The sequence below is a fragment of the Natronorubrum marinum genome (assembly GCF_052040125.1).
In the GTDB taxonomy this organism is placed as follows: Archaea; Halobacteriota; Halobacteria; order Halobacteriales; family Natrialbaceae; genus Natronorubrum.
The window spans coordinates 1,402,844-1,428,731 of sequence record NZ_JBPPFV010000001.1; the positions used below are offsets into that span (position 1 = coordinate 1,402,844).

28 protein-coding genes are annotated in these 25,888 nt (G+C 64.3%); 13 read left to right on the plus strand and 15 right to left on the minus strand.

The features are described 5' to 3' along the window. Window positions 1-12 precede the first annotated feature (12 nt). Window positions 13-852 (plus strand): endonuclease III domain-containing protein, encoded by an 840-nt coding sequence (locus tag ACSFC5_RS06940; protein WP_440764491.1) that lies wholly within the window; start codon window positions 13-15, stop codon window positions 850-852. 107 nt (window positions 853-959) lie between these two features. Continuing rightward, a complete protein-coding gene (gene bluB, locus ACSFC5_RS06945; RefSeq protein ID WP_440764492.1) occupies window positions 960-1,631 on the plus strand; it encodes a 5,6-dimethylbenzimidazole synthase in 672 nt (223 codons plus the stop codon). Window positions 1,632-1,655: 24 nt separating this feature from the next. Here the strand turns inward: bluB and ACSFC5_RS06950 are convergent, their stop codons facing one another. Both ACSFC5_RS06950 and ACSFC5_RS06955 read right to left on the minus strand, forming a co-directional pair. Further along, window positions 1,656-2,069 carry an EamA family transporter gene (locus tag ACSFC5_RS06950; RefSeq protein ID WP_440764493.1) on the minus strand — a complete coding sequence of 138 codons (414 nt, stop codon included), beginning with the start codon at window positions 2,067-2,069 and terminating at the stop codon, window positions 1,656-1,658. 133 nt (window positions 2,070-2,202) lie between these two features. After that, window positions 2,203-4,140, minus strand: coding sequence for a beta-CASP ribonuclease aCPSF1 (locus tag ACSFC5_RS06955; protein ID WP_440764494.1), 1,938 nt, complete (start codon window positions 4,138-4,140; stop codon window positions 2,203-2,205). Between the two features lie 338 nt (window positions 4,141-4,478). On the opposite strand from ACSFC5_RS06955, the gene ACSFC5_RS06960 reads away from it, so the two are divergent. Continuing rightward, window positions 4,479-4,961, plus strand: coding sequence for a DUF7984 family protein (locus tag ACSFC5_RS06960; protein ID WP_440764495.1), 483 nt, complete (start codon window positions 4,479-4,481; stop codon window positions 4,959-4,961). On the opposite strand, the gene ACSFC5_RS06965 is transcribed toward ACSFC5_RS06960, so the two are convergent. Further along, on the minus strand, window positions 4,962-5,657 hold the full coding sequence (locus tag ACSFC5_RS06965) for a hypothetical protein (protein ID WP_440764496.1): 696 nt from the start codon (window positions 5,655-5,657) through the stop codon (window positions 4,962-4,964). 148 nt (window positions 5,658-5,805) lie between these two features. Here ACSFC5_RS06965 and nucS point away from each other — a divergent pair, with 148 nt between their 5' ends. After that, the gene (gene nucS / locus ACSFC5_RS06970; RefSeq protein WP_440764497.1) at window positions 5,806-6,579 is read left to right on the plus strand and encodes an endonuclease NucS; all 774 of its coding nucleotides are present in this window, start codon (window positions 5,806-5,808) and stop codon (window positions 6,577-6,579) included. Between the two features lie 153 nt (window positions 6,580-6,732). On the opposite strand, the gene ACSFC5_RS06975 is transcribed toward nucS, so the two are convergent. The 4 genes from ACSFC5_RS06975 to ACSFC5_RS06990 all read right to left on the minus strand — a co-directional run bounded on the left by ACSFC5_RS06975 (window position 6,733) and on the right by ACSFC5_RS06990 (window position 10,801). Next, window positions 6,733-6,921, minus strand: a complete 189-nt coding sequence (locus tag ACSFC5_RS06975) for a hypothetical protein (RefSeq protein WP_440764498.1) — start codon at window positions 6,919-6,921, stop codon at window positions 6,733-6,735. A gap of 391 nt (window positions 6,922-7,312) precedes the next feature. Next, a complete protein-coding gene (locus tag ACSFC5_RS06980) occupies window positions 7,313-7,456 on the minus strand; it encodes a hypothetical protein (RefSeq protein ID WP_440764499.1) in 144 nt (47 codons plus the stop codon). 62 nt (window positions 7,457-7,518) lie between these two features. Further along, window positions 7,519-10,275 (minus strand): DNA mismatch repair protein MutS, encoded by a 2,757-nt coding sequence (gene mutS, locus ACSFC5_RS06985; RefSeq protein ID WP_440764500.1) that lies wholly within the window; start codon window positions 10,273-10,275, stop codon window positions 7,519-7,521. 85 nt (window positions 10,276-10,360) lie between these two features. Continuing rightward, window positions 10,361-10,801 carry a hypothetical protein gene (locus ACSFC5_RS06990; protein WP_440764501.1) on the minus strand — a complete coding sequence of 147 codons (441 nt, stop codon included), beginning with the start codon at window positions 10,799-10,801 and terminating at the stop codon, window positions 10,361-10,363. A gap of 155 nt (window positions 10,802-10,956) precedes the next feature. Here ACSFC5_RS06990 and ACSFC5_RS06995 point away from each other — a divergent pair, with 155 nt between their 5' ends. After that, entirely contained in the window at window positions 10,957-12,528 is a 1,572-nt protein-coding gene (locus tag ACSFC5_RS06995; RefSeq protein WP_440764502.1) for a GAF domain-containing sensor histidine kinase, read from the plus strand. Here ACSFC5_RS06995 and ACSFC5_RS07000 read toward each other — a convergent pair. The 4 genes from ACSFC5_RS07000 to gvpA all read right to left on the minus strand — a co-directional run bounded on the left by ACSFC5_RS07000 (window position 12,498) and on the right by gvpA (window position 15,020). Then, entirely contained in the window at window positions 12,498-12,836 is a 339-nt protein-coding gene (locus tag ACSFC5_RS07000; protein ID WP_440764503.1) for a CHY zinc finger protein, read from the minus strand. The two genes, ACSFC5_RS06995 and ACSFC5_RS07000, sit on opposite strands and share 31 nt — an antisense overlap. A gap of 235 nt (window positions 12,837-13,071) precedes the next feature. Then, the gene (gene gvpO, locus ACSFC5_RS07005; protein WP_440764504.1) at window positions 13,072-13,644 is read right to left on the minus strand and encodes a gas vesicle protein GvpO, halophile-type; all 573 of its coding nucleotides are present in this window, start codon (window positions 13,642-13,644) and stop codon (window positions 13,072-13,074) included. Between the two features lie 56 nt (window positions 13,645-13,700). Continuing rightward, window positions 13,701-14,726, minus strand: a complete 1,026-nt coding sequence (gvpN, locus tag ACSFC5_RS07010; RefSeq protein WP_440764505.1) for a gas vesicle protein GvpN — start codon at window positions 14,724-14,726, stop codon at window positions 13,701-13,703. A 6-nt stretch (window positions 14,727-14,732) separates the two neighbouring features. Next, window positions 14,733-15,020: a gas vesicle protein GvpA gene (gene gvpA, locus ACSFC5_RS07015; RefSeq protein WP_436344290.1), complete on the minus strand. Its 288-nt coding sequence runs from the start codon at window positions 15,018-15,020 to the stop codon at window positions 14,733-14,735. A gap of 424 nt (window positions 15,021-15,444) precedes the next feature. Here gvpA and ACSFC5_RS07020 point away from each other — a divergent pair, with 424 nt between their 5' ends. The 8 genes from ACSFC5_RS07020 (at window position 15,445) to gvpM (ending at window position 20,374) form a co-directional block, all read left to right on the plus strand. Continuing rightward, on the plus strand, window positions 15,445-16,068 hold the full coding sequence (locus ACSFC5_RS07020; RefSeq protein ID WP_440764506.1) for a GvpL/GvpF family gas vesicle protein: 624 nt from the start codon (window positions 15,445-15,447) through the stop codon (window positions 16,066-16,068). A 2-nt stretch (window positions 16,069-16,070) separates the two neighbouring features. Then, window positions 16,071-16,325: a gas vesicle protein GvpF gene (gene gvpF, locus ACSFC5_RS07025; RefSeq protein WP_440764507.1), complete on the plus strand. Its 255-nt coding sequence runs from the start codon at window positions 16,071-16,073 to the stop codon at window positions 16,323-16,325. Next, complete coding sequence (locus ACSFC5_RS07030; protein WP_440764508.1) at window positions 16,325-17,134, plus strand: Hsp20/alpha crystallin family protein; 810 nt, start codon at window positions 16,325-16,327, stop codon at window positions 17,132-17,134. The genes gvpF and ACSFC5_RS07030 overlap by 1 nt, the downstream gene beginning before the upstream one ends. Continuing rightward, window positions 17,127-18,029: a hypothetical protein gene (locus ACSFC5_RS07035; RefSeq protein WP_440764509.1), complete on the plus strand. Its 903-nt coding sequence runs from the start codon at window positions 17,127-17,129 to the stop codon at window positions 18,027-18,029. The genes ACSFC5_RS07030 and ACSFC5_RS07035 overlap by 8 nt, the downstream gene beginning before the upstream one ends. 92 nt (window positions 18,030-18,121) lie before the next feature. Next, the gene (gene gvpJ / locus ACSFC5_RS07040) at window positions 18,122-18,733 is read left to right on the plus strand and encodes a gas vesicle protein GvpJ (RefSeq protein ID WP_440764510.1); all 612 of its coding nucleotides are present in this window, start codon (window positions 18,122-18,124) and stop codon (window positions 18,731-18,733) included. Continuing rightward, entirely contained in the window at window positions 18,730-19,074 is a 345-nt protein-coding gene (locus tag ACSFC5_RS07045) for a gas vesicle protein K (protein ID WP_006088508.1), read from the plus strand. The genes gvpJ and ACSFC5_RS07045 overlap by 4 nt, the downstream gene beginning before the upstream one ends. Then, window positions 19,071-20,033: a gas vesicle protein GvpL gene (gene gvpL, locus ACSFC5_RS07050; RefSeq protein WP_440764511.1), complete on the plus strand. Its 963-nt coding sequence runs from the start codon at window positions 19,071-19,073 to the stop codon at window positions 20,031-20,033. The genes ACSFC5_RS07045 and gvpL overlap by 4 nt, the downstream gene beginning before the upstream one ends. Then, a complete protein-coding gene (gene gvpM, locus ACSFC5_RS07055) occupies window positions 20,030-20,374 on the plus strand; it encodes a gas vesicle protein GvpM (protein WP_440764512.1) in 345 nt (114 codons plus the stop codon). The genes gvpL and gvpM overlap by 4 nt, the downstream gene beginning before the upstream one ends. Window positions 20,375-20,547: 173 nt before the next feature. Here the strand turns inward: gvpM and ACSFC5_RS07060 are convergent, their stop codons facing one another. The 4 genes from ACSFC5_RS07060 to ACSFC5_RS07075 form a co-directional block, all read right to left on the minus strand. Continuing rightward, window positions 20,548-20,763: a hypothetical protein gene (locus ACSFC5_RS07060; protein WP_440764513.1), complete on the minus strand. Its 216-nt coding sequence runs from the start codon at window positions 20,761-20,763 to the stop codon at window positions 20,548-20,550. 376 nt (window positions 20,764-21,139) lie between these two features. Further along, window positions 21,140-22,156: a Gfo/Idh/MocA family protein gene (locus ACSFC5_RS07065; RefSeq protein WP_440764514.1), complete on the minus strand. Its 1,017-nt coding sequence runs from the start codon at window positions 22,154-22,156 to the stop codon at window positions 21,140-21,142. A gap of 536 nt (window positions 22,157-22,692) precedes the next feature. Beyond that, window positions 22,693-23,754 (minus strand): zinc-dependent alcohol dehydrogenase family protein, encoded by a 1,062-nt coding sequence (locus ACSFC5_RS07070; protein ID WP_440764515.1) that lies wholly within the window; start codon window positions 23,752-23,754, stop codon window positions 22,693-22,695. A 723-nt stretch (window positions 23,755-24,477) separates the two neighbouring features. After that, window positions 24,478-25,698 carry a GMC oxidoreductase gene (locus ACSFC5_RS07075; protein ID WP_440765031.1) on the minus strand — a complete coding sequence of 407 codons (1,221 nt, stop codon included), beginning with the start codon at window positions 25,696-25,698 and terminating at the stop codon, window positions 24,478-24,480. Window positions 25,699-25,888 lie beyond the last annotated feature (190 nt).

A 25,888-nucleotide genomic window follows, 5' to 3' on the forward strand; every position in this document is an offset into this window, starting at 1 on the left:
GTACGCGACGGTATGAGCGACGAGCCGGACCTCGAGTCGGATCGCGAACCGTCGATGAATATCAGCGGCGGCGTCGAGGGTGGCGGTATCGCGACCGAGTTCGACCCTGCAACCGCGGACACCCGCGCGGAGGCGGTCGTCGACCGACTGGGCGAACTGTACTGGCAGAAAACCTACGGCGGACAGGACGCGTTCACCTGCCTCGTTCGGACGATACTGAGCCAGAATACCAGCGACAAGGCGAGTCAGCCGGCTCACGACGCGCTGGTCGAACGGTACGATGCCGAGGACGTCGACCTCGCGGCGTCGCTCGCGAACGCGGAGCAAGCCGAACTCGCGGACACGATCAGCGGCGCAGGGCTCTACAACCAGAAATCCGAGACGCTGATCGATACTGCGGAGTGGGTCTTAGCGGAGTTCGGCTCCGCCGTCGCGTTCGACGCCTACGTGAAAGACGAGGAACCCTCGGACGTCCGCGAGACGCTCCTCTCCGTCCGCGGCGTCGGGCCGAAGACCGCGGACTGCGTCCTCCTCTTTGCGGGCGGCCGCGGCGGCGTCTTTCCGGTCGACACCCACGTTCACCGAATCTATCGACGGCTGGGAACCGCCCCCGCAGATGCGGATCACGAGGAAGTTCGCGCCGTCCTCGAGCGCGACGTTCCCGCCGCGAAGTGCGGCTTCGCCCACACGGCGACGATCCAGTTCGGCCGCGAGTACTGCACGGCGCGAAAGCCGGCCTGTCTCGAGGATCCCGACGCCTGCCCGATGGGCGACCTCTGCGATCAGGTCGGCGTCTATCCCGAGACGAACGAGGTCGTCGACCCGGCCGAGGCGCCCGAAGCGAGCGACTGACATCGAGCGAGTGTGGCCACGTTCTGGAGTCGATCCACCCGCTCGGTATCGATCGTCACTCGCCCCGACCACTGCGTTTATACAACCGTATTTTATCTACTGAACTAATGGTTTCATTCACGGCGGCCGAGCGAGACGCGGTCTACAAGACGATCTACGCTCGGCGTGATATCCGCCGATTTCGAGAGGATCCGATTTCGGAGGGCGTCCTCGAGCGTCTGATTCAGGCCGCCCATCACGCCCCGAGCGTCGGCTTCTCCCAGCCGTGGGATCTGATCGTCGTCCGGGACGACGAGACGAAAACCGAAATCGCCGAGATCGCGGATCGGGCCATCGCGGCTGCTCGCGAGGGCTACGAGGAGCCCCGCCGATCCGACTTCGCTGAGTTGAAACTCGAGGGGATCCGCGAGTCGCCGATCAATATCTGCGTGACCTGCGACCCGACCCGGGGGGCACCCCACGTGCTCGGGCGCAGTTCGATGAAGCGCACGGACGTTTACTCGACCTGTCTCGCGGTCCAGAACCTCTGGCTGGCCGCGCGCGCGGAGGGCGTTGGCGTCGGCTGGGTGAGCGTGCTCTATCCGTACGAAGTTCAGGACGTACTGGGGATTCCGCCCCACGTCAAGCCGGTCGCCTACCTCTGTCTGGGCTACCCCGAGGACGGCTTTCCGGACGAACCCGTGCTCCAGCAGGAGGGGTGGCGCGAGCGCCTGGCGGTCGAGGAACTCGTCCACGACGAGCAGTGGGGGGGCGAGCGGACCCACAACGACGACGCGTAACGTGCGTTCGTAACCCGACGAGGACTAGCTCGCGAGCAGGGCGACCGCGAGGATCGCGAAGACAATTCCAAGCAGATCCGTCGGTGCGAGCGACTCGCCGAGGAACACCGCGGCGAGCACAACGGCGACGACGAAGTACATCGCCGAGACGGTCGTGACGATCCCCGCCCGCCCGGCGTTCAGGCCCACGTAGAACGCGACGGCACCGATCCCGGCGAACACCCCCGCAGCGAGCGCGAGCACCACGCCGGTTCGCTCGAACGAAACGGGGTCGTTCAGCGCCGAGACGTAGCCGACGGCCACGGCAACGGCGGCGGAGTAGGAAAGAATCATCGCGAGTTCGGGGTCGATCGTTCGGGTGGCCTCGTTCGCGATCACCGTCCAGACGCCCCAGCTGAGCATTGCGACGACGGCCAGCGAGACGGCGTATCGACTCATGATCGGACGAACGGGATCCGGCTCCGAATAGGCGTCGAAACGGCGCCCGTAACGGCTGTCTGTCGCGGGTTCGGTCGACACTCGCAGGCAACTGCGAACGAGATCTCGGACGTGAGAGACAGTCTCGAGGCGGTTAGAGGAACCGGAACGTCTCGAGGTTCTTCGGCGCGAAGGTGCGCATGTTGTAGTCGTGGTACAGCGCCGAGGAGAGATCCTGCGTGGACCGCTCGTCGCCGTGGACACAGAGGACCTTCTCGGGTCGGGGATTCATCGTCTTGACGAAGTTCTCCAGGCCGGCGCGGTCCGCGTGGCCGGAGAAGCCGTCGACGGTTTCGACGTTCATGTTCAGCGACAGCGTACCGCGGCCGTTGCTGTTCGAGCCCATCGCGCCGACCTCGCTGGTCGGAATCTCGTCCCAGCCGTTCTGGATGCGGCGACCGAGGGTCCCCTGGGCCTGGTAGCCGACGAAGAGGAGCGTCGAGTCCGGGTCGGGACCGAGGTGGCCGAGCCAGGACATGATCGGACCGCCGGTGACCATCCCCGATGTCGAGAGGATGATGCAGGGTTCGCCGTCGGCGACCTCCTGCCGTTCCTCCTCGCCGGCGTCGATGTGGTTGAACTCGTCGGCGAGGAACGGGTTCTCGTCGTCGTGGAAGATCCGATCCCGGAGGTCGTCGCGCAGGTACTCGGGATAGGTCGTGTGGATCGCGGTCGCCTCCCAGATCATCCCGTCGAGGTGGACCGGCATCTCCGGGATGTCGCCGCTGCGCATCGCCTGCTCTAAGACGAGCATGATCTCCTGTGAGCGACCCACCGCGAACGCGGGGATGACGACCTTGCCGCCCCTCTCGTAGGTCTCCGTGATGACCTCCTTGAGCTTTGCTTCGGAGTCTTTCTGATCGGTCTGGTAGTCGTTTCGACCGCCGTAGGTCGACTCGAGGACGAGCGTCTCGACCCGCGGGAAGTCGTTGGTCGCTCCGTTGAACAGCCGCGTGTCCTCGTAGTGAATGTCACCCGAGAAGCAGACGTTGTAGAGCCCGTCGCCGATGTGGAAGTGCGAGACGGCCGAGCCCAGAATGTGGCCGGCATTGTGGAAGGTGAGTTTGACGTCCGGCGCGATGTCGGTGACGTCGCCGTACTCGAGCGGGATGCAGTGTTTGATCGCCTCGCGAACCTGCTCGCTCTCGTACGGCGGGGCGCGGCCTTCCTTGGCCGCGACGTCGAGATAGTCGAGGGTCAAGAGGCCCATCAGGTCTCGCGTGGGTTCGGTACAGTAGATCGGGCCGTCGTAGCCGTATTTGAACAGCAGCGGGATGAACGCGGAGTGGTCAAGGTGGGCGTGGGTGAGCACGACGGCGTCGATGGTCTGGGGACCCGCGCCGAACGCCTCGGGCGCGTGGAGGTACGGCACCTCGCCCTCCGCGCCGGGTTTGTCCCCGCAGTCGATGAGGATGCGCGTCTCGGGGGTCGAGAGGATAAAGGCGGCCCGTCCGACCTCGCGACAGCAGCCGAGCGTGGTGATCCGGACGTACTCGTCGTCGGACATCTCCTCGCGGTGGATCTGTCGGCCGACCTTCTCCAGAATATCCCGCCGCTCGTCGCGTTCCTGTTTGAGGAAACTCCGAACGTTCGAAACCGTCGAGGACTCGATCGGCGGCGTGCGAACGACTTCCGGCGTCCAGCCGACGCTTTTCGTGATCTCGCGAAGCGTCGAGCCGTGACGGCCGATCACCATCCCGGGCTTTTCGGCCTCGATGACGACCTCGCCGGTATCGGCGTGGAAGTCCAGGTCCGTGACGCCCGCCTCCTCGGGAATGACGTTCATGATCTGCTCGCGGGCCTCGTCGGGCCGCGAGAGGACGCTCGGGTCCGGACGAACGGTGATCCGCTTTCGGAGTTTGCTCGCGAGTTTCCGAATGAGGTCGCCCTGTTGGGCGAACTTCTTCGGATCGCGGGTGTAGACCACCAGTTCGGGGCCTTCGTACTTCACCGAGGAGACCGAGATATCGGTCGGTAACTCGCTCGTGATCTCTGCTTTCAAATCGTCGAGTTGCTGCTCTACAGTACTCATAATCGCCAATTGTGGCTTGCGTGAACTCGCCGCCGGGGAACGGACGTCAAGCAGGATACGTGGAGTCGGGATCCGGACCTCGAGTCGGCGGCCGCGCGAGAACCGCTACGCACCGGCCGTATCCTCGTCGAGAGCCGTGGGTCTGAAACAACGTCGGTCGTCTGCAGTCCAGTATCCCGGATCATCGCGTTGTACCGTGCTGTGACAAACACGCTCCCAGAACGGTTGTCCTGGTTCGTGCGGGAAGATTCCAGGGAGAACCCGCTTATTCGACGCTATTCTTTGCGTCGTATATAAGCCTTCGCAAAACCCAGGGCCGTTCGGCACGAACGGGGGGTATGCACCTGACACCGGAACGCGTCGCAAACGAACGTGACTGGGTCGCTGAACGGGTCGAAACGATCGTTCCGATCATCAACGGCGTCCGCGACGATCTCGCCGAGACCTTCGATACCGACGTCGACCACGTTACCGACGGTCAGTATCTCGAGGAAGTCGACGTCGTCTTCGCGGACGGCGATCTGGCGGTCAACGTCGCCGCCATGGTCGCGATTCTTCGCGATCTCGACGTCGAGGGCGACTATCCCGGCTTCGTCGTCGACGAGATCCTCGGCCGAGAGCTCGCCGCGACGATCGCCGGGACGCAACCGTTGCGGACGCTCGGCGAGGCGACCTTTCACTACGCCGATCTGCAGGTCCACGGCGACGGCGACGAGAACGCGGGGGTCGACGACTGCGAGGCCGCGCTCGCGGCCGGCTTTCAGGAGCGAATTCCGGGCTGGAACTGGACCGAACGCGAGAGTCCGTTCAGCGTCGAGTGATCAACCCGACTCTTCGTCGTCCGTGGCGTCGCTATCCGATCCGTCATCGGACCCCTCGTCCGCGTCGTCCGAACCCTCATCGTTCGTGTCATTGGACTCCTGGTCCGCGTCGTCCGAACCCTCATCGTTCGTGTCATTGGACTCCTGGTCCGCGTCGTCGCTGTCCGAATCCTCGTCCACGTCCTCGTCGGGCTCGGGTTCGGGCTGGGGTTCGGTACCGGCTTCTTCCTGTGCCTGAAGTGCTGCTTCGTACTCTTCGCCGGGAAGCAACGCCTCGACGTCGTTGCTCCGGAGCAGGCCGATCAGGCCGTCGTCCGATCCGGTGAGCAAGAACGCGCCGTGCTCGCCGATCGCCGCCTCGACCGAGATGTCGGTGTCGGCCATCTCGCCTTCGAACTCGATCGACCGCGACACGAACAGTTCCTGCTGTCGTTCTCGCATCTCGCGCTGGGCCTCCTCCCGTTCGATCTCACCCTCCTCGACCTCGGTCGTAACGTTCTGTTGAACCTCCATCAACGCCTCGTCGGAGGGCTGGACGACCGCCGTGATCCCCTCCGACGGATCGATATCGGGCTCTGCATCGGCGTTGAGTTCGCTCTCCGATTCCGAAAAAATGCTCGCACAGCCGGCGATCGATGCAGTCGCACCGCCAGCGGATAACTGCAGCACGCGGCGTCGGGTTGGATCGGATGTCATCGTATCCGGCTTCCGGGACGTGCGCGAATAAACCCTCGTGATCCTCGACGCGACGCGCTTCCAACACGACTCGGTCGATAGGGGGCGAGCGATCCCGTCCGCTCCCGGTCCGGACGCCTTTTAGTCGTGCGAGAGCTACGTCGTCGTAGTGACATCCGGGACACCGACGACGCAGGCTTCGCAGGCGGTCACCCTCGAGCAGCCCACCCTCGAGGCGGCCTGCGAGGCCATCGCCGACGGTCTCGACCGAGGGGCTCTCGTAACAATCTTCGGTCGCTGCACGGTCGACTACGACGGACGCGCCTCGAGCACGCTCGAGGCCGGCGACCGTCACGTCATGCTCAAACCCGACGGTGCGGCGCTGGTCCACACCGACGAGGGCCAACAGCCGGTCAACTGGCAGCCGCCGGGCTGTGACCACGACGTCCGCTGCGATAGCGGGGCCGGCGGCGAGAGCGATCCCGAACTGATCCTCGAGAGCGTCCGCTCGACGCCGGACGAGCGACTGTGCGTTCGCTTCGAGGAGGTCCTGCAGGTCTCGACGTTCTCCGGCGCCGACGAGACCGAACTCGCGGTCTCGGGGACCGAGGAGGACCTCCGCCAGCGGATTCTCGAGGATCCCGCCCTGCTCGAGACCGGCTTCACCCCGCTCGCGACGGAACGCGACACGCCCGCAGGAGCCATCGACATCTACGGCGAGGACGCGGCGGGACGAAACGTCGTCGTCGAACTCAAACGCCGCCGCGTCGGGCCGGACGCGGTGAGCCAGTTGCGCCGGTACGTCGACGCCCTGGAGCGGGATCTCCACGCCGACGCCGACGTCCGCGGGATTCTGGTCGCGCCGTCGGTGACCGACCGCGCCGACCGCCTACTCGTGGATCACGGCCTCGAGTTCGTCCCGCTCGAGCCGACCGGCGAATGACCGCGCGTAGACTCTATCATAGCCATCCCGTTTTGCACCATGCAATTCTCCCGATGAGACGGAACGTGGGTGACTGAAGCAAAACGATTCCTGCGACCGTGGCAACATGGAACTGCCACTCTTCTCCCCAACTGATTCACCTGAGTTATCTGCTCACTCCTCGATTGGTTTCCTCTCGTTAATAAATAAAACAACACCACATCCGAGAAGAAAAACACCGAGTAGAAGGTGGAACCAGCCATCAGGAAAGGCCTCTGATACGCCAAGAAACACATCCAAAAAGAGCAATGCACTGATCGAGAGGAGGGTTATTACCTCTACGTTACGTTGGTTCGAAACCATGTGTTAGAATTATAACTAATAGATGATAAGTCTGTACACTGTATAGAGCGAGCGTTACCGGCCCGACGTCGGGCGTCTCGAGGATTGCCATCGTACAGTCGGTTCTCATCCGGCTCGCTCTCGAGGCGCCTCGAACCCCCATTCAACCGTTGAGGTGGAACGTCTCTATGCAGATACCATGACGGTTTCTCCCCGACTCGACGATAAGTCACCTCTCGCAATCGGACCAGCAAAGCGACACCACCGTCCTCGAGCGGACGGACGAGGCCGAACCGGCCGCGGAGTCGGACGTCACCACCCGTCCGCCGTTCCGCTTCGGGCTCATCCTGCGTGGTTGGATCCTCGCGTTCACCGCCGTCGACAACCTCCGATAACTCGAGGGGTGAATCGATTACGCCGACGGCAAGAACGCGCCGCTGCCCGGCGTGTCGGTGCGGACGATCAGCAGGAACCACCTGCTGGCCGGCATCGGGACCGCACTCTGGCGAGTTCCGGCGGCGGCAGCCGCGGGGGTCGCCAGCTTCCTCATCGACATCACGCCGATAAAACTGATCGCCGCGGATTCGCCTTCTCGACGCTGTCGTCTCTCGTCTCTGCTCACTCCTCGAGCAGTTGCTTCAGCCGATCCAACTCCGTCAGCGCCTCGACGGGCGTGAGATGCGCGAGGTCGAGCGCCCGGAGTTCGGCGGCGACGTCTGTCGGCACGTCTCCGCCGTCGGCAGTCGCCGTAGCCGTCCTCGGCGCCTCGTCGGTCGCCTCCGCGTCGGTTGGCCCGTCGTTATCGTCCGTACTCCCGTCACTGGCCGCGTCTACGACAAGTTCTCGCGAGCGCTCGACCACGTCCGCCGGAACGCCCGCGGCCGTCGCGACCTCAACCCCGTAGGAGCCCGTCGCCGCCCCTGGCGTGATATCGTGGTAGAAGACGACCTCGCCATCGATCTGATCGACCTCGAAGTGGAGCGTGAAGGCGGCCTCGAGGTCGTCCGCCAACTCGGTCAGCGGATGGTGGTGCGTCGCGAACAGCGCCGTCGAACCGACGGCGTCGTGGAGGTGTTCGGTGATCGCCTGCGCGATGGCGAGGCCGTCGGCCGTCGACGTCCCCCGCCCCACCTCGTCCAGCAGGACCAGCGAGTGCTCGTCGGCCTCGCGCAGGATGGTCGCGAGTTCGTCCATCTCGACCATGAACGTCGAGCGACCGCCCGCGATGTCGTCGCTGGCACCGACGCGGGTGAAGATCCGGTCGACTGGGGTGAGTCGTGCCGATTTCGCGGGGACAAAGCTCCCGACCTGTGCGAGCAGGGCGATCTGGGCTACCTGCCGCATGTAGGTCGACTTCCCCGACATGTTGGGCCCCGTGATGACCGCCAGTCGCTGGTCGTTCGTGAGCCGGGCGTCGTTCGGAACGAACGACTCCTGGGTGCGCTCGACGACGGGGTGACGGCCGCCGTCGATATCGATCTCGAGGCCCGCTCGGTCGTCGCGCTCGAGGATCTCGGGCCGGCAGTAGTCGTACTGCGCGGCGACGGTCGCGAGCGAGACGAGCGCATCGAGGGTCGCAACCGCCTCGGCCAGTTGCTGTACGCGTTCGACCTCCTCGCCGATCTCGCGACGGACCGCACAGAACAGTTCGTACTCGCGCTCGTCGGCGCGCTCCTCGGCGCCGACGATCTGATCTTCCCGCTGTTTGAGCTCCGGCGTGACGAACCGCTCGGAGTTTTTGAGCGTCTGCCGGCGCTGGTAGTCCTCGGGAACCGACTCGAGGTTCGGGTTCGTTACCTCGATGTAATAGCCGTGGACCGAGTTGTAGCCGACCTTCAGCGAGTCGATCCCGGTGCGCTCGCGTTCGCCGTCCTCCAGGTCGTCGATCCACTGTTTGCCGTCGCGTGCGGTCGCGCGAAGATCGTCCAGTCCATCGTCGTATCCCTCGGCGATGATGTCGCCCTCGGTGATCTCGATCGGCGGATCGGAGACGATCGCGTCCTCGATCAATTCGCGGACGTCGACGAGCGGATCGAGGTTCTCGTGGAGCGCTTGCAGCCGCGTACAGTCGGCGTCGGCGATCTCCTCGCGAATTTCGGGGACGACGGCCAGCGTGTCGCGAAGCGAGCGCAGATCACGTGCGTTCGCCCGCTCGCGAGAGATGCGACCGATCAGTCGCTCGAGGTCGTAGACGTTCCGGAGCCGGTCGTGCAGTGACTCTCGCGTTTGCACGTCGGCCGTCAGTTCCTCGACGGCGTCCAACCGCGCCTCGATTCGGTCGGGCTCGAGCAGCGGCCGTCGAATCCAGTCGCGGAGCGTTCGGCCGCCCAGCGCACAGGCGGTCTCGTCCAGCACGCCGACGAGCGTCGCCTCCTCGCGGCCCTCCACCGCTCGCGGCTCGAACAGTTCGAGGCTGCGCATGGCGACCGCATCGAGCAGGAGGTACTCGCGGGGATCGTAGCGCGTGAGGTGGGTGATGTACTCGAGGCGGTTGCGGTCCGGATCGTCGGCGTTGGCGTCCGCGTCGCGTTCCGCGCCGTTTCCGTCGGCTTCGTCGTCCTCGAGCGTCGTATCTCGCTCGCCCTCGTGCTCGCCGCCGCGGACGTACTCGGCGTAGGCGAGCGCCGCGCCACAGGCCCGAATTTCGGCGTCGCTCGCGAGCAAGGCGTCCGGGTTCCGGAAGTACCGCGAGACGGTCTCGCCCGCCCGCTCGCGGTCGAACGCCGTCGCGTCGTAGGGCGTCACCATACAGCGCTCGGCGAAGAGATCGGCCGGCGCGTTCGGGCCGACGACGGCCTCGGCGGGATCGAATCGGCTCACCTCGTCGGCGATGGCCTCGCTCGAGGTCGAACTCGTCGCGAGGAAGTCGCCGGTCGAGACGTCGAGCAGGGCGAGCGCGAGTTCGGGTTCGTCGCCGCTCTCCGCACCGGAGCCGCGCCCGCGAGCTACCGCGGCGACGAAGTTGTTGTCGTCGCTCGCGAGCAGTTCGTCCTCGGTGAGCGTGCCGGGCGTGACTACGCGCGTGACCGCACGCTCGACGACGCCCGGCGACTCGCCGGGCTCTTCGACCTGATCCGCCACGGCGACCCGGTAGCCGGCCTCGAGCAACGTCTCGACGTACGATTCGGCGTTGTCGATCGGGATGCCGGCCATCGGATACTCGCCGGTGCTGTCCTCGCGGCTCGTGAGGGCGATCTCGAGCAGTCTCGCGGTCCGCTCGGCGGCGCCGCAGAACGTTTCGTAGAAGTCCCCCACCTGAAAGAGGACGATCGCGTCGTCGTAGCGCGCACAGAGGTCGTGGTACTGCGCCATCATCGGCGTCAGCTCGTCGCGTTTCTCGGCCATCGCCTCGGGAGGGCCAAGCGCCGGATCCATACCCGAAATCCGGCTTCGAACGCGGAAATAGCTTGCTGGATCGACCGCGGTCGGTCGTCCCCAACTACTGTACGGAACGAGATAGTCACGAAAGCGGAAAACACGTATTACGGTCGGCATCCGAGGGGAAGGTGACTGGCATGTCCGCCCGTTCGTCCAACGCGAGTCGGCTGCTCGCCTGTCTCGTCGCCGTTTTGCTCGTCGGCGCCGGGATCGCCGGCGCTGCGGCAGCGGTCGCGCCGGCAAGCGGGGCGACGGAACTGGTTCGGACGGAAAGTCGCTCGAGGAGTCGACCATCGATCACCTCTCGGCGCTCGAGGCGGCCGGGCTGGTCGTTCGGGAGCGGGACGGCCGACCGGTGCTGAACGAACTCGCGGCGGCGGTCGAGAACGCGCTTCGAAATACCGACTCTTCGCTCGAGCAAGATTCGACGGAGTCGTCGTCGGCACCTGCGGACGGCTGACGACTCGTTCGAGCCGCGTTTGCCGATGGCCTGATAGTGGGAGGCGGTATCGGCAACTGGCATCCAAACGCATCCGACCAGGGGTTAGATTTTGGGGGCGTCAACGTATCCGAAACCGGCTGGGTCGCTGAATCAGCGAACCGGAATCAATGATCTAAACGCGGTGCATTCGCCAATTTGTCAATACACTTATACTGTGGGAGGCAGTGGATTCTAGTATGAGAGGGGGGACGATTCGGATACTGATCGTCGCTACGGAGCCGACCGAAACGGCGACTAACCTCGAAACGGAAACCGATCGATTCGTTGTCGAGACCGCGACGAGTGTCAGCAACGGATTCGACCGCCTCACGAACGCCGATATCGACTGCATCGTCAGCGCACACGAGACGCCGGAGATCGATGCGGTCGAATTTCTCGACGCCGTCCGAGCCGAGTACGGTGAGTTGCCGTTCGTTCTGTACACAGAGAGCGAAGGCGAGGCGGGTGCCAGCACCATAATCTCCCCTGACGTCACCGAGACCTCCCGGGGAAACGACGGCTGGAGCGCGACGCTGGCGACTCGAATCGTCGCCGCCGTCGACGACCAGACGACGGACAGCGAGTCCACCCTGAAAGCCCTTCACGACGCCGCGACGACGCTCCAATCTGAAGAGAATGTGACGAGGGTCTGTGAGCGAACGGTCGCCGCAGCGGCGGACATTCTCGAGTTCTACAGGTGCAGCGTCATGCTACGCGAGGGCGAGTGGCTCGTCCCCTACGCCGTCTCGGCGGGCGCCCAGTCAGTCGGGAGTCGACGGATACGAATCGATCAGGGACTCGCGGGAAAAACGTTTCAGCGCGGCGAGTCGTTCGTCGTAAGCGACGTCGATCCCGACGACGAAACAGGTCCGACGAAGGAGTCCTACCGCTCCGCAATCAGCGTCCCGATCGGTGACCGGGGCGTCTTTCGGGCGGTGAGTACCGTCCCAAACACCTTCGACGCAGAGGACATCGAACTCGCGGAGCTTCTCGTCAGCCACATGGCGAGCGCCGTCGGGCAACTCGAACGTGAGGCGATTCTCAAACGGCAGAACGAACGACTTGACGCGTTCGCGAGCATCATCAGCCACGACCTCCGGAATCCGCTGAACATTGCCGGAGGGCGGCTCGCACTGGCTCGGGAGGTATCCGACAACGAGCACCTCGAGGATATCGCCGTGGCGCTCGATCGGATGGACACACTGGTCAACGACGTGCTGGCGCTCTCTCGACAGGGCGAGATCGTTCGCGATCCGGAATGCGTCTCGCTCTCGGAACTGAGCGAAATTAGTTGGGAAGCCGTCGCTACCGCCGAAGCGACGCTCGAGGTGGATACCGACCGAGCGATCTGGGCCGACAGATCCCGGCTCCAGGCGATGCTCGAAAATCTGTTTCACAACGCCGTCGAGCATAATTCGACGAACCCCGCTTCGCAGGCTCAGCGGAACAACGCCGAACATGGTAGCGACGACGTAACGGTTACCGTCGGTGCGCTTGAAAACGGAACCGGCTTCTACGTCGAAGACGACGGCGTGGGGATCCCCGAAGCCGATCGGGGGTCGGTCTTCGAGAGCGGCTACTCGACCGCCCCGGCGGGTGTCGGGCTCGGTCTCGCGATCGTCAGCGAGATCGCTGAGGCCCACGGCTGGGACCGTGCCGTGACTGCGAGCGCAGCCGGCGGTGCGCGGTTCGAACTCTCCGGCGTGGAGTGGGTGGATGCCGAGTCCCCCGCCGACGGCTACTCATCGGATCCGTCGATCTCGAAGTAACGGTCGGCGTGTGCCCGACAGCCCGGATTGAACGGCGCGTCACAGGACGGGCAGCGATGGTCGGCCTCGAGGTACTCCGGAACGGTGAGTTTGGTCTCACAGACGCCACAGAGTACCGAGTGCTCGGTAAAACGCTCGCGGGGCCACGGGACCGCCTGGTGGTCCGTCGTTTCCTCGTGACATCGGTAGCAGGGATAGTACCCCTTACAGCAGTCGAATCTGAACGCGACGACGTCCCGGTCGGTGTGATAGTGGGCACACCGGGTCTCCGAGTCGACGTCGACGCCGTGAACGGATGGGGTAGTCACGGGTAGTAATCGAACCCACGTGCGGAGGGTTCCTCAGCGTTGCGCCCCTCGATGGCGTGAGCTATGTCCTGAAGACATCAATGAACCCCATGCGACTATAGAAAATCCGGCGGGACTGAACGCGACTCCGTCAAAAAATACCGACGGACCGGTGACGACTCGAGCGGTACCCGTGGCTCGAGCGGCCACGAGGCCGCAAGCAGGGCGTAGGAACCGTCGCGGCGAACGAAGATCGTTACTCGAACGTGGCCGTATCGCCCCGACGATACCGGTCGAGACGTCGGTAGCCGTGGACGGTCGCGTTTTCGTTGAGTTCGATCTCGTAGCGTCCGACGATGTCCTGCGTGTCGGGGACGGCCCGTCGTTCGATGACTTCGACGACCGCGCGCCAGCCGTCGTCGGACGGGGTGATTTCGCTGACCGCATCGAACTCCCTGCCGATGAGTTCGCCCGCCGTCGATTCGACGGTGCGTCGAACCGCGAGGACGCCGGCGATTTCGTCGTGGTCGGTCTCGACGTCGACGTCGACGTCGTCGGGATCGGTCTTCTCGTCGGCGGTCATGTCGACCGTCCCTAACTCTTGACTCTCGGCCTCCTGCTCGGATCCCTCATCGCTCTCTGCTTCCTGTTCTTGCTCGTCCTGTTCGTCCTGCTCTGTCTCGGCTGTCTGACTGTCGCTCACAGTTTGATCACTCTCGTCGTGTTGGTAGCAAAACCCGTCGTCCCGGGCCGGCCGTGAACAGCGCTCGCCGTCCTCGGTGAGCGCCTTACACTGGTCCGTCGATTGGTGGGTGTCGGCTTCGGCCATTGGCGTGTGGTGAACCTATTCTCGGTTTCGTGTCTGGTGTCGGGGTCGTCGATCGGTCAAAGCGCTTCGGCGATCTGCGATCGGAGCTGTTCGACGTCATCCGGGCCTTCGCCGGCGATCTTCGGCGCCAGCACGTCCATGAAGACCTCCGTCAGTAACTCGTCTTTGAACTCGCCGTTCTCGCTGCCGTCGTCGAACACCGTGAGCCCCTTCGCGGCCGTAATCGCCGCTCGCGTGCCGACCACGATATCGAGTTCGTCGCGCAGCGCTCGCGTCGTCTCGACGATCGTCTCGACGTCCTCCGCGGAGAGGTCGACGTGCGAGTTGACGATCTCGCGTTCGGTCTCCGCGTCGTAGTAGTCGATGTGGACGCCGACGAACCGATCGAGCAGCGCGTCCTGTTGGCGGTGGACGCCCGCGTACTCGACGTCGTTCGAGGTCAGGATCATCCGGAACTCGGGGTGGACGTCGATCGATCGATCCGCACCTTTCTTGCCCGGTCGCTCGAGGACGCCCTCCTCGAGCACCGAGAGCAAGACGTTGTGGGCGGAAGGATCGCTGCGCGAGAACTCGTTGTAGACGAGCGTCGCGCCCTCTCTGACGGCCACCGAGAGCGGGTTGTCGACCCACCGCTCTCTGACGATCTCCGTCTGTTTGCTCACGCCGCTGACGAAGCGATCGTCCTCCTTGTAGCGCTCTCCGCCGGCGTTCGCGCCGACGAGCGCGGCCGTGTCGACGGATTCGTCACCGTTGATCCAGACGACCGGCCGACCGCGTTCGGCGGCAGCCGACAGGGCAAGCGCCGTCTTCCCACAGCCGGTCGGGCCGATCAGGTGGACCGGCTGATCCGCCTGGAGCCAGCCGTTGATTCGGCCCCGCAACGATGCGACGGCATCCGTCTCGACGAACGGCTCGGGCGCGACTTCGTCGGGGTCGGACAGCGGGCTGTCGCCGTTTTTCTTCCCCGCGCTCGACGATTTGCGGGCGAGTTCTTTCTTCGCGCGTCGTCCCTCCTTGCTCGATTGGCTGCTCGCGATCTTTCGTCCTCTGACCTTGCGCTTGCGCGAAGAATTGTCGGCCATGAAGTGTTATTCGGCGGACTGTGGTGACGATTCCGGACGCGGTTCGACCTCGAGCTCCTCTAACTCTTCTAAGTCGCCCTCCGCCGTCGCCTGCTCAATTTTTGCGATCTCCTCCGCGTAGTGCAGGAAGGTGTCGACGGAGGCGACCACGACGCGGGCCTCAATCGTCAGCAGTTCGATTCCGACGACCGACACGCGAGCCCAGACGTCGATGACGACGCCCTTGTCGAGGATGCGGTCCAGTACCTCTGCGAGACTCGAAGAGTCGGGTCTTCGGCCTGATGATGCTGCCATGATACGGTCACAGGTTCACGCCGACTTCGTAACACGGCTTGCACTGCGACTGCAAGCCAGTTCACCGAATTCGCGGACGAAACCGGACGAACCCTCCGCTACCGGACTCGACGTCGAATCGGGTAGAGACGGCTCTCGTGTCTGCTGCGTTCTCGCGTCGGTCGTCGACTGCAACTGCAAGCACCACGATAACCCGTCCGAGCGTCGAATCTCAGGTGACGAGTTCCTCGGCTACCCGCGGGTGACCGCCGTTCGCGTTCGACTGGTGCTGTGTTCGGGTCCGTCGCGAGTAGTCGAATTCCGTTCCCATGATATCCCGATCGATCCGTCTCGAGACCGGTGACGAATCACGCCCGCGCCTGCGGGCACGAGTATCGAGCGACAGCCGTGGGGCACCGAACGCCGGCCGGCGGGTGATCGAGCGATGACCAACCGATACGTCTACGGCGTGATGAACGACGATCCCGTCGAGTTCGAGACCGACGCCGTCGGCGGGGCGGACCGCGTTTACACGGTCTCCCATCGTCGACTCAACGCCGTCGTCTCCGACATCGACACGACTAGCCCGGAAGAGACCGACGAGGACGCCCAGCGACACGACGACGTGCTCCGGGAGATCATGGAGCGCGACGGCGGCCGGGCGATCGTCCCGATGCAGTTCGGGATGGCCTTCGAGAGCGATCGAGCGCTGAAAAACGTCCTTCGCGGCGCCAGACCGGCGTTCCGCCGCGCACTGAACGACGTCGAGGGCCGGATCGAACTCGGCCTCAAGATCGTCCGTGAGGAGGACGCCGACGTCGACGACGACGCGGTCGAGGAAGCCGTCGCGGACGAACTCGAGTCCATCGCCGCCCAGTCGGTCCCGAACGATCTGTTCAGCGATCGGCTCGTGCTCAATCGCTCGTACCTCGTCGAGCGCGAGGACCGCGAGGCGTTCGACGACGCCGTCGCCGAACTCGAAGAACAGTACGACGACCTCATGTTCCGGTACACGGGGCCGTTCGCACCGTACAGCTTCGTCGATGTCAAGATCGGCGCCCAACAGTAACCATGTTCATCCTCGATGACCTCCTGATTCGACCGTTCGTCGGCATCGTCGACACGCTGCACACGATGGCGCTCAGCGAGCTGTACGACATCGAGGCTCTCGAGGACGAACTCAAGGAGAACCAGTTGCTGTACGAACTCGGCGAACGCTCCGAGGAGGAGTACCAGCGTCGAAAGGAAGAGATCGAAGCGGAGATCGAGATCGCCCGCGACGTCCACGAACGGCTCGCGAGCGGCCGCGTGGAGGTAAAATCGTAATGACTGAAGAGGACACCGATCCGGACGACCGACGCGACGAATCGAGCGACGAGTACGACGAGGCCGTCAACGACGCAAATTCCGCCGACGAGGGTGCCGACGCCATCGATGACGACGACTCGACGGACGTCCCGATCGACGACTCGCCTTCGAGCGACGAGTCCACGCCCGACCAGGAGCCGAGCGACCGACGGCCCGACGATCGAGAATCGGACGAGTCGGAGATCGGCGTCTCGGTGTCCGGAACGGACGCCGGAGCCGGGGCTGGCGATTCGGAGGCAGACGATGGGGGAACGCACTGGCTCTCGAGCCTGCTGTCCGCCCTCGAGTCGCTCGACAGCGGTTCGACGTCGGGTCGACGCCGGACCGACCGAACGATCCTCGATTACGACATTTCGATCCGGTCGGGAGACGAGGTCAGCGACGAGTCGCGGTTCGAACGGACGTCGTTCACCGATACGAAGTCCGGCGACGGGAATCGACGCTCCGACGGGGACGCCGGTCGGTCCCGAAAGCGGCGTCGGCCATCGTCCTCCTCCGAGGAGCACCTAACGACCCGCCGGTACGACGACGAACTGCTCGTCACCGCCGACGTGGCCGGCACCGATCCGGACGACGTTACCGTCGGCTTCGACGACTCGACGCTCGTCGTCGCCGTCTCGGGGAGCGAACTCGATCGGGTCGACGTCCCCTGGCGGGATCGAGCGGCCGAGGCGACGATCAAGAACGGCGTTCTCACCGTGCTGATCGAGCCGACAACCGACGAAGCTGCGAGTACGGAGACCGAGGGAGGGGACGGTGATGAGTGACGAGACCGACGGCTTCGATTCCCTCCTCGACGAGGCGGAAGACGCCCTCGGCAACGCCGACGAACTGCTCGGCGGCGTCGAGAACATCGACGAACTCGACGACAGTGCGCTCGAGTCCGTGGTCGGTGACGTCGAGACGCTCGTAACCGTCGTGAGAGAGACCGAGGAGTTGCTCGAGGCGATCGATCTCACCGACCTTCCCGACGCCGTCGACGGCGGCGAACTGCTCGAGGCGATCGAGGTCGGCGAGATCCACGAGATACTCGCGGACGAAGACCAGGGTGCGAGCGACCTCGTCAACTTTACGCAGCTGTTCCGGGCGATCGACCTGCTGAACGCCTGGGACGCCACCGATCTCTCCGATCTGTGGCAGGAGAAACGCGAACTCCAGGACGCGGTCGACGAGCTCGGAGACGGCGAGGACGCCGGGATGGTCGAGGACGCGATCTCGGACGTTACCGATGGCGACGACGACGGCGACTTGATCGGTGGCGACGAGGAGGACGTGATCGAGATGGACGCGGGCGACGCGAAGGAGGCGCTCGGCGATATCGACGTCGCGGAGGATCCCGAGGCCTACCAGGTCGCGATCCAGGAGCAGGCGATGAAGGGGATCGACGCCTTCCGCTCGGCGCTGCTCGAGACCCACGAGAAGTTCGAAGAGCTGTACGAGATGAACCGCGAGAAGATGCGCCGGCAGGATACGAGCACGAACTCGCGGAACCCGACCGCGGCGTCGACGATCCAGACCGATCGCCGCGACCTCGGCGGCGGCGCTCGCTACTCGACGGTCCCACAGGAGGTCAAACTCTCGACGGCCCCGACGCGCAAGCGAATCTACGGCCGCCGGTTCGAGATCGAGCGGGAGAAACAGCGGAGAGCTAACAATGAGTGATCTACCACAGCGCACGACCGGACGACGCGGGGTGAGCCAGACGACCGATTCGAACGCGAACGCGGAATCGACCGGCTGTGGAGGTGAGACCCATGGTTGACGACTTCCAGCCGAGTCGACAGAAGGCCGACCTCGCCGAGGTCGTCGAGATGCTGCTCGACAAGGGGATCGTCATCAACGCGGACATCGCCGTCTCGATCGGCGACACCCAACTGCTCGGCGTGCAGGTCAGAGCCGCTATCGCTTCGTTCGAGACCGCGGCGAAGTACGGGCTCGAGTTCCCCGAGGGAACCGACATGCGCCGCGTCGCTGCTGCAGTCGACGAACCCGAGTTGGCCGAAACGGATCGACCGAAGATACCGGTTGATCCGACACGCGGCGTCAACATCACTGCCGACGACCGGTACGCAGACGAGACGCGCGAGGAGTTCTCGGACGAGGCGGGCGACGGCGAGGATGCGGGCTCGAGCGAGGGAGACGGGAACGATGAGAGCGACGAGCAGTCCGACCGCGGGACCGAACACGTCGGCGCGCGGCCGGACCCGGAGCGGCCGACGAGCGGCGGGTTCGATCTGCTCAGCGACGATGCAGAGGAGAACGAACCGGAGTCCGGCGACGCCGACGAAGAGACCGGTAACGACGACGCTGAGGGCGAGGAAACTGAGGACGCCGAAACGGCGGACGCGGAGGCCGAGGACGCATGAAACAGATCGACGTCGGCGACGGTGAGGACGCACGCCAAGGGCTGGTCACGCTCGTCATCACGGTCGTCGAGATCCTGATCGACGCCTTAGAGCGCGAAGCGGTTCGGCGCATGGAGTCGGGCAACCTCTCCGACGAGGAGATCGAACGGCTCGGCCAGCAACTCGCCGCCATCGAGGCCGAGATCGAACAGCTCAAAGACGACGAGGGGATCGAGGAGGGCGTCGACGACCTCCGCGGCGACTTAGACGGGCTGGTCAACGACGCAATTGAACAGCTCCATGGCGATCACACCGTCGCGAACAAACCCGGCTACTCCGTGTTCGGGGGTGACGAACAGTGAGCTCCGATCGCGCGTCCGATCGGCTCGAGGAACTCGAGGATGTCGACGGCGTCGACAGCTTCGACGCCTTCGAAACCGGCGACTCGGACGACGTGGAGACGGCCGTCGACGACGATGTTATTCCCGATTTCGACGACGGGCGATACCTCTACTGCATCGTGCGGGTCGACGATGACGACGAGGTCGAGACGTTCGAGACCACCGGCGTCGACGGCGAACCCGTCTCTGTCGTGGTCGAGGACGGCATCGGCGCGGTCGTCCACGCCTGCGACGGCATCTACGACTCGGGGAACCTCACGCAAGTCAGGCGCTGGCTCGTCCGCCACCAGACGGTGGTCGACGAGACCGGCGAGGCCTTCGGCACGCCGATCCCGTTCCAGTTCGATACGATCCTCCGGAGCGACGACGAGGGCGTCCGCGAGTGGCTCCGCGAGGAGTCCGAGACGCTCGAGCGCGCGCTTACGGGATTGGCGGATCACTGGGAGTACCGCGTCGAGGTCGTCGAAACCGACCCCATCAGCGACGACGCGCTGATCGAGCGCGACGAACGGCTGGCCGAACTCGACGCCAAGATCGGTGATTCCGGGGAGGGGACAGCGTTCCTCCTCGAGAAGAAGTTCGATCAGCGGCTCGCGGAACTGCGGGCGGCCCGCCGCGAGTCGATTACGGGTGACCTGCAGGCGCGACTCGACGAGCACGCCCGAGAGGTACACCAACTCGAGCGGTCGCCGAGCGCGTCGCTCTCCGACGAGGTCGCCGGGGACGCGAGCGACGGCGAGACGCTCTGTCGGCTCACCCTGCTCGCTCACGAGGGCGACGAGGGAGCCGTCGGCTCGGTGCTCGACGGCGTGGCCGCGAACGACGGCATCGAGGTCAGGTTCACTGGCCCGTGGCCGCCGTACACGTTCGCGCCGGAACTGGGCGGTGACTCCGAGTCGGCGGACCAGTCCCGATCATGAGACCGCAAAAGAACGAAGAGACACTCGTCGACGTCCTCGACGTCCTACTCAGGGACGGGGCTGTCCTCCGTGCGGACGTCGTCATCTCGGTCGCGGAGATTCCGCTCGTCGGACTCAAGCTCACGGCCGCCCTCGCGGGCATGGAGACGATGAACGAGTACGGCCTCTTCGAGCAATGGGATATCGAACGCCGACAGACGGCGGTCACCCGTCGACAGCACAGACAACCGGGTCAACGAGAAAAACGCGCCCGGCGGCTGGAAGAACGGGAGCGAGAGCGAAGCCGCGAGTTCGAGGGTCTCGACGAGATCACGGTCGACGACGAACAGGATCGGGACTGATCGCCGAACGGGTCCGATTCGGCGTGTGCTGTCGACGGACGATCATTGATCTCTCAGTGCGCTCGACTTGCCACTCGAGTCGGTGACTCCGATCGTCGACACGCGAACACAGAACGAGACGTTCGAACCGGGCCGCTGTCCGTCGAACGAGACCGCACCAGTCCGTCGTGCTGTCAGGCGAACTTCGGTCGTTCCGTCGTGAGTTCGACGTCGCCGGTGACGGTTTCTTCGCTGTGGTCCTCGTCGTAAATGTACTGTCCGGTCGCCCCGCAGAGCGTGCACTCGTAGGTTTCGGAGATCTCGTTGATCATTTCGCCGTCTTCGAAGTAGACGCGGCTCTGCGTGATCTGCAAGAATTGGGCGGTCTCGCAGTTACTGCAGGTGATCATACTCGACCGAAAGCGAGGACCAGTTGTAGTTATCCGGCTTGTAACGGAAAGCCCCGACCCGCTATGCGTTTCTTACCCAACGTTCATCGACGGACCAACCGCCGGCGTTCGTCCCGATCGATTCCGTCCTCGCGACGACGTCACGTGCGAGAGTAAATAGCACATAACCGCACGACTGCGTCGGACTGGACTCGAGTTTTCGGAACCGGAGTAGCTGCCGGTAAACGTCGTGCGATTCGAGAGCCGACCGCGTTATTCGGACACTTCTCGCGGTCGATTCTGCATCCGATTCGGGTCGAATCGGTCGCGGGGACGAGTCGCCCGACCGTCGCCGTTCGGCGACGTCGGTACCGCGGTGATCCCCGCGATATCGACTTCAGTTCTCGAGCGAGACCGACACTCGATCGCCGGTTCGGGCCGCTTCGTAGGCCGCCTCCGTGAGCGCTGTCACCCGGAGGGCGTCTCGAGCCGTTGCCGGTGGCTCCTCGCCCGTCCGAACGCTCTCGAGGAAGGCGTCGGCGCGGTTCCGTTCGGTTCGAACGTCGATGTAGGGGTCGTACTCCCCCGCGTCGGAATCGATCTCCGTGACCGTTCGCGAGCCCCACTGGCGACCCTCGAGGTAGACCGCCCCCTCGTCGTCCCAGAGGTGGATGTGTTCGCGGACCGACGGAGCGTCGCCGTTGAACGAGAAGGTCCCGGTCGCCCCGTTCTCGAATCGGACGTCGAGGTGTGCTCGTTCGTCGATCCGTCCTGCCTCGTCGTGAAACTCCATACTCGCGGCGACGGATTCGGGCTCGAGACCCGTCGTCCAGAGCACGCCATCGAGGACGTGGCTGCCGGTATCGTAGAGGAAGCCGCCGCCGGAGAGGTCGGGATCGAGCCGCCACGTTCCCGTCGAGTCGTCGATCCAGTCCTGCGTGATGGAGGCCGTTAGCCAGTTCGGTGAACTGTCGAGAAACCGCTCTCTGGCGGTTCGAAACGCCGTCTGGAGGTGGCGCTGGTAGCCGACCATCAGCGTCTGCTCGCTCCGTTCGGCGCGCTCGGTGAGGTCGCGAGCGTGCTCGAGGTCGGTTGCGAGCGGTTTGTCGCAGTAGACGTGATAGCCGTGTTCGAGTGCGGCAACGACCTGTTCGTAGTGGAGGGTGTGGGGCGTGCCGACGAGCACGGCGTCTATCGCCCCGTCCTCGAGCATCGTCGCGTAGTCGGTGTACCGGCCGTCGCTCGGGACGCCGAACTCGGTTCCCGTCTCCGCGAGTCGATCCGTATCGAGGTCACAGAGGGCTCGGACGGTCGCGTCCGGGTGCCGGTGAAGCTGTCCGCCGACGGTCGTGCCGATGTATCCGAGTCCGACGATACCGATTCGAAGCGGGGACGAAGCCTGATCGTCGCGCATGCCCCAGCAGATGGGCTACAGTACCATCCCTCTGGGGGTCGTCACAGGCAAGCATCCGCGGCTCGAGCGAGTAGCGGCGATAGAACGCGACGAGGATTCGGGTTTGTCGACCGAAGGCAGTGCCAACCGCGCCGAAGGGGGACGTTGTACGACGGTATCCGGTGCCTGTCGTCGTTTCGCCCCCGCTACTGGGACGCAAGTGGCTGCATAACAATGGGTCGGACTTGCAATGTACTGGTTGCGGGGATGCAAGGCCCCGCCGGGTACACGCTCCAACAGACGACGCGCTGACCAGCCGATTGCGTGTTCGTGCCCGGATCGCTCGAACGTGGACTCGCCCCCGCTTCGAGTTAGCTCATGTCTCTCACGCCGGGGCGGGCTCCCGCCCCCGCCCGGGTTTTCGACCCTGACTCGCCGCCAAACCGCGGTTGCGGACCCTGTCAAGGCGAGTCGGGATTCGATCCGAAGCTACTCCTCCCAGCGTTCAGCGACGCAAAAGCGGATTCGCGATCGAAAACTGTCGCCGCCGCGGCGTCTCAGAACTCCGTAACGACGGGAATGCCGACCGTCTCGTAGTCGTCCATCGAGGCCAACGTCTCCGGGAGTTCGTCGAGACTCAGGGTCTCGCCGATAATTTTGCCCGGCTCGAGAGTTCCCTTCGCGATCAGTCGGAACAGTTCCTCGTAGCGGACCAGCGGCATGCCGAAGGAGCCGTGGAAGTCGATCTCCTGCATCGTCATGACGTCGACGGGCAGATCGATCTGGCCCTGCTCCTCGCCGGTCGTCAAGCCGACCTGAACGTGGCTGCCCCGCGTTCCGAGGCTGTTGACCGAGTTTTGGCAGGTCTCCGCGATACCGAGCGCGTCGATCGAGACGTCCGCACCGCCACCGGTCAGCGTCTTGATCTCCTGTGGCGCGCTGTCGACGTCGGCCCCGTTGACCGTTTCGACGGCGCCGAGCTCCTCAGCGCGCTCGAGTTTGGAGTCGAGTACGTCGACGGCGATCGGATGGGCGCCCAGCGCCTGTGCGATGTGGATCGCCGAGAGACCGACGCCGCCACAGCCGTGGACGGCGACCCAGTCGCCGGGCCGGAGGTCGGCGCGGTCGGCTAACGCGTGGTAGGCCGTCATGAACCGGCAGCCGAGGCCGGCCATCTCGGTGAAGTCGACTTCGTCGGGCAGTTTGACGCAGTTGAAGTCGGCTTCGCGGACCGCGAAGGCCTCGGCGAACGCGCCCTGGGAGTACTCCGAGAGACCGAGCGGCAGGACCGTCTCGCAGTTGTTCGCTCGCCCCTCGCGACAGTGTGGACAGGTGCCGTCGCCGAGGTGGAAGGGGACGGCGACCCGGTCGCCCGTCTCGAGCGTCTCGACGTCGTCGCCGACTTTGGAGACGATTCCGGCGGGCTCGTGACCGAGAATCTGCCCCTCCGGGACGCCCGCTCCGATCCAGCTCCAGTCGCCCTGCCAGGCGTGCCAGTCGCTGCGGCAGACGCCGCAGGCTTCGGTCTCGACGACGACCTGATCCGGGGCCGGCTCCGGATACGACACGTCTTCGATCTCGAGCGGTTCTCCGTGCTCCTGGATTACGGCTGCTCGCATACGTTCACGGTTCTTCCTGATAGTACAAAAGTGTACGACATATGATTCGACGGATCAGACGCGACAATCCGCGCTCGACCGTCTGAAACAGTTGTAAACGCAAGTTCAGTTTTCGAGGGGACGTTCGTTTGGCACTCACGACACACGTTGCGAACGACCGATGGGAGACGATCAATTCGACCCTCGGCCGTCTCTCGCGGAGTCAGTAGCGATTCGACAGCGCAATTTGGCGTATTTAGAATATGATCGGAAAATATATACCTATATAGAAATAGGTTCTGCACCCTCAGATATAAGTTGGCAGTAGAGGAACGCTATATTGGTAAAATGCAATAGTAGCTATTAGAGAAGTATTTCGGAAGTATCGGGGGCGGAGTATCAGGATACTCGGCGAATTGGCCACACTAGTCGGTAGAGCGCCATATTCGATTGAATCTCTCTCGTAACTGCTTTTCGGCCATATTTATTTGATATCTGTCTATTATGGAAAGTAGTCGGAAAACAATTATATTTGACAGCGTGAGAGGGTTCGATAGCGTTCAGCTAGCAGCGACGACAATCCGAACGCACCGACCCGTGTGAGGCAGTACAGTTCGATGGTTGTAATACCGCGTTGAGCGTTCGTGAACGACCGATGAGTCGGACGATTTGGGGAGTCCGATGGATCTTCGGCACGCCCGAACGGGCCGTCTACGGTGTTCGATTCGTGGGTGGTGGGTGAGCTTAGAAGTACAACTGACTGATCTTGTCCGCCGTCCGCAGTGCGAGCGCCTGTCCGGTGTTGGTCGGGTTCGGGCCGCCGATGCCGTTTGCCATGGCGGAGTGGTCGCCCACGAACAGTCGGTCGACGTTGTAGGCCTCGGCGTTCTCGTCGACGACTTTCCCCATTCGCATAGAGGATTGCATGTGGAGGAACAGCGGCGGCCAGTCACACCGGTGGACGTGCTCCGCGCCGGCCTCCTTGTGAATGCGTGCGGCGATTCGCGAGAGTTCGTCGCGCTTCGCGTCGTCGTCGGGGTGGGGCTCCCACTTGACTTCGGGAACCGCACCGTGTTCGTCCGCGAAGGTGCTGTCCAGCGAGACGCCGTTGTCCTGTCGCGGCAGGTCGTCGGTCAGGATCAGCAGGGCCTTCGTGTTCCGGTAGTCGGCCATTCGGCGTTTGAGTTCCTCGCCGACGACATAGCCGCGACTGTCCCACGGTTCGTCGTCGTCGACCTCGACGTCGAAGCTGTAGCCCGCCTGACTGAACAGGTAGTTGGCGAAGGAGACGAGACCGGGCGACATCCCGATGTCTTCCATCCCGCCGACGCCGGGTTTGTCGAACCTGACGGCGGAGTTCTGCCCGACGAACGGATCCATGTTCGGTTGGCCGTTGATGTCTTCGATCGTATCGTCGTCGTAGACGCCGACGATCCAGTCGAACCAGTGGGTCGTGAGCCCTTTCCCGACCCAGCCGTCGTCCGGCAACCCGGAGTTGAGCCAGAGCCGTGGGGACTCGATACAGCCCGCTGCGAGAACCGTGACGTCCGCTTCGACGGTCACAGTGGACCCGGACCAGGTGTCGCGGAACTCGACGCCCGTCGCCTCGAGGCTGCCGGCGCCCTCTTTCGTCTTGATGTCCGTGACGTAGGCGTTCGGGCGGATCGCGACGTTACCGACCTCGTCGTTTTTGTTGGCGTCGAGCGCTCGAGGGACCCAACTGGTGTTGCTCGACTTTCGCGCTTTCTCCCGGACCGGCGCGTCTTCCGGCGTCGGTCCGCCCTGGAAGTGGTCTGCGGCGAGCGAATCGCCGCGGAACCCGTCGTCCCAACTGAACGAGCCGTCGTAGTTCGAGTTGAGATCGCTCGGCGGCTCCTCGATTGCGTTCGGCTGCGGCCGCCACCCGGTTTCGGTGACGTTCAGCGTATCGAGTCGGTCGTAGCCCGCCCCTTCGGCTCCCTCGATGAAGACCTCCTCTTTGTGTCATCGGGGCCTGCTGGGTGCTCGTCACCGCCTCGTTGAGCTGGTAGTACGGGACGAGTTCCTCGTAGTCGATCGGCCAGTGTGGCTGTTCGTCGAAGGCGTACGGATACCCGCGAGGGTGGTTTCCGAAGTAGTGGGTCGACGTTCCGCCGACGGCGGATACCTGCCAGAG

Excerpts from the sequence above, each read along its gene's own strand:
- ACSFC5_RS06940 (WP_440764491.1), top strand. The coding sequence starts at position 13 with ATGAGCGACGAGCCGGACCTCGAGTCGGATCGCGAACCGTCGATGAAT.
- bluB (WP_440764492.1), top strand. The coding sequence starts at position 960 with ATGGTTTCATTCACGGCGGCCGAGCGAGACGCGGTCTACAAGACGATC.
- ACSFC5_RS06950 (WP_440764493.1), bottom strand. The coding sequence starts at position 2,069 with ATGAGTCGATACGCCGTCTCGCTGGCCGTCGTCGCAATGCTCAGCTGG.
- ACSFC5_RS06955 (WP_440764494.1), bottom strand. The coding sequence starts at position 4,140 with ATGAGTACTGTAGAGCAGCAACTCGACGATTTGAAAGCAGAGATCACG.
- ACSFC5_RS06960 (WP_440764495.1), top strand. The coding sequence starts at position 4,479 with ATGCACCTGACACCGGAACGCGTCGCAAACGAACGTGACTGGGTCGCT.
- ACSFC5_RS06965 (WP_440764496.1), bottom strand. The coding sequence starts at position 5,657 with ATGACATCCGATCCAACCCGACGCCGCGTGCTGCAGTTATCCGCTGGC.
- ACSFC5_RS06975 (WP_440764498.1), bottom strand. The coding sequence starts at position 6,921 with ATGGTTTCGAACCAACGTAACGTAGAGGTAATAACCCTCCTCTCGATC.
- ACSFC5_RS06980 (WP_440764499.1), bottom strand. The coding sequence starts at position 7,456 with ATGTCGATGAGGAAGCTGGCGACCCCCGCGGCTGCCGCCGCCGGAACT.
- mutS (WP_440764500.1), bottom strand. The coding sequence starts at position 10,275 with ATGGATCCGGCGCTTGGCCCTCCCGAGGCGATGGCCGAGAAACGCGAC.
- ACSFC5_RS06990 (WP_440764501.1), bottom strand. The coding sequence starts at position 10,801 with ATGCCAGTTGCCGATACCGCCTCCCACTATCAGGCCATCGGCAAACGC.
- ACSFC5_RS06995 (WP_440764502.1), top strand. The coding sequence starts at position 10,957 with ATGAGAGGGGGGACGATTCGGATACTGATCGTCGCTACGGAGCCGACC.
- gvpO (WP_440764504.1), bottom strand. The coding sequence starts at position 13,644 with ATGGCCGAAGCCGACACCCACCAATCGACGGACCAGTGTAAGGCGCTC.
- gvpN (WP_440764505.1), bottom strand. The coding sequence starts at position 14,726 with ATGGCCGACAATTCTTCGCGCAAGCGCAAGGTCAGAGGACGAAAGATC.
- gvpA (WP_436344290.1), bottom strand. The coding sequence starts at position 15,020 with ATGGCAGCATCATCAGGCCGAAGACCCGACTCTTCGAGTCTCGCAGAG.
- ACSFC5_RS07020 (WP_440764506.1), top strand. The coding sequence starts at position 15,445 with ATGACCAACCGATACGTCTACGGCGTGATGAACGACGATCCCGTCGAG.
- gvpF (WP_440764507.1), top strand. The coding sequence starts at position 16,071 with ATGTTCATCCTCGATGACCTCCTGATTCGACCGTTCGTCGGCATCGTC.
- ACSFC5_RS07030 (WP_440764508.1), top strand. The coding sequence starts at position 16,325 with ATGACTGAAGAGGACACCGATCCGGACGACCGACGCGACGAATCGAGC.
- ACSFC5_RS07035 (WP_440764509.1), top strand. The coding sequence starts at position 17,127 with ATGAGTGACGAGACCGACGGCTTCGATTCCCTCCTCGACGAGGCGGAA.
- gvpJ (WP_440764510.1), top strand. The coding sequence starts at position 18,122 with ATGGTTGACGACTTCCAGCCGAGTCGACAGAAGGCCGACCTCGCCGAG.
- ACSFC5_RS07045 (WP_006088508.1), top strand. The coding sequence starts at position 18,730 with ATGAAACAGATCGACGTCGGCGACGGTGAGGACGCACGCCAAGGGCTG.
- gvpM (WP_440764512.1), top strand. The coding sequence starts at position 20,030 with ATGAGACCGCAAAAGAACGAAGAGACACTCGTCGACGTCCTCGACGTC.
- ACSFC5_RS07060 (WP_440764513.1), bottom strand. The coding sequence starts at position 20,763 with ATGATCACCTGCAGTAACTGCGAGACCGCCCAATTCTTGCAGATCACG.
- ACSFC5_RS07065 (WP_440764514.1), bottom strand. The coding sequence starts at position 22,156 with ATGCGCGACGATCAGGCTTCGTCCCCGCTTCGAATCGGTATCGTCGGA.
- ACSFC5_RS07070 (WP_440764515.1), bottom strand. The coding sequence starts at position 23,754 with ATGCGAGCAGCCGTAATCCAGGAGCACGGAGAACCGCTCGAGATCGAA.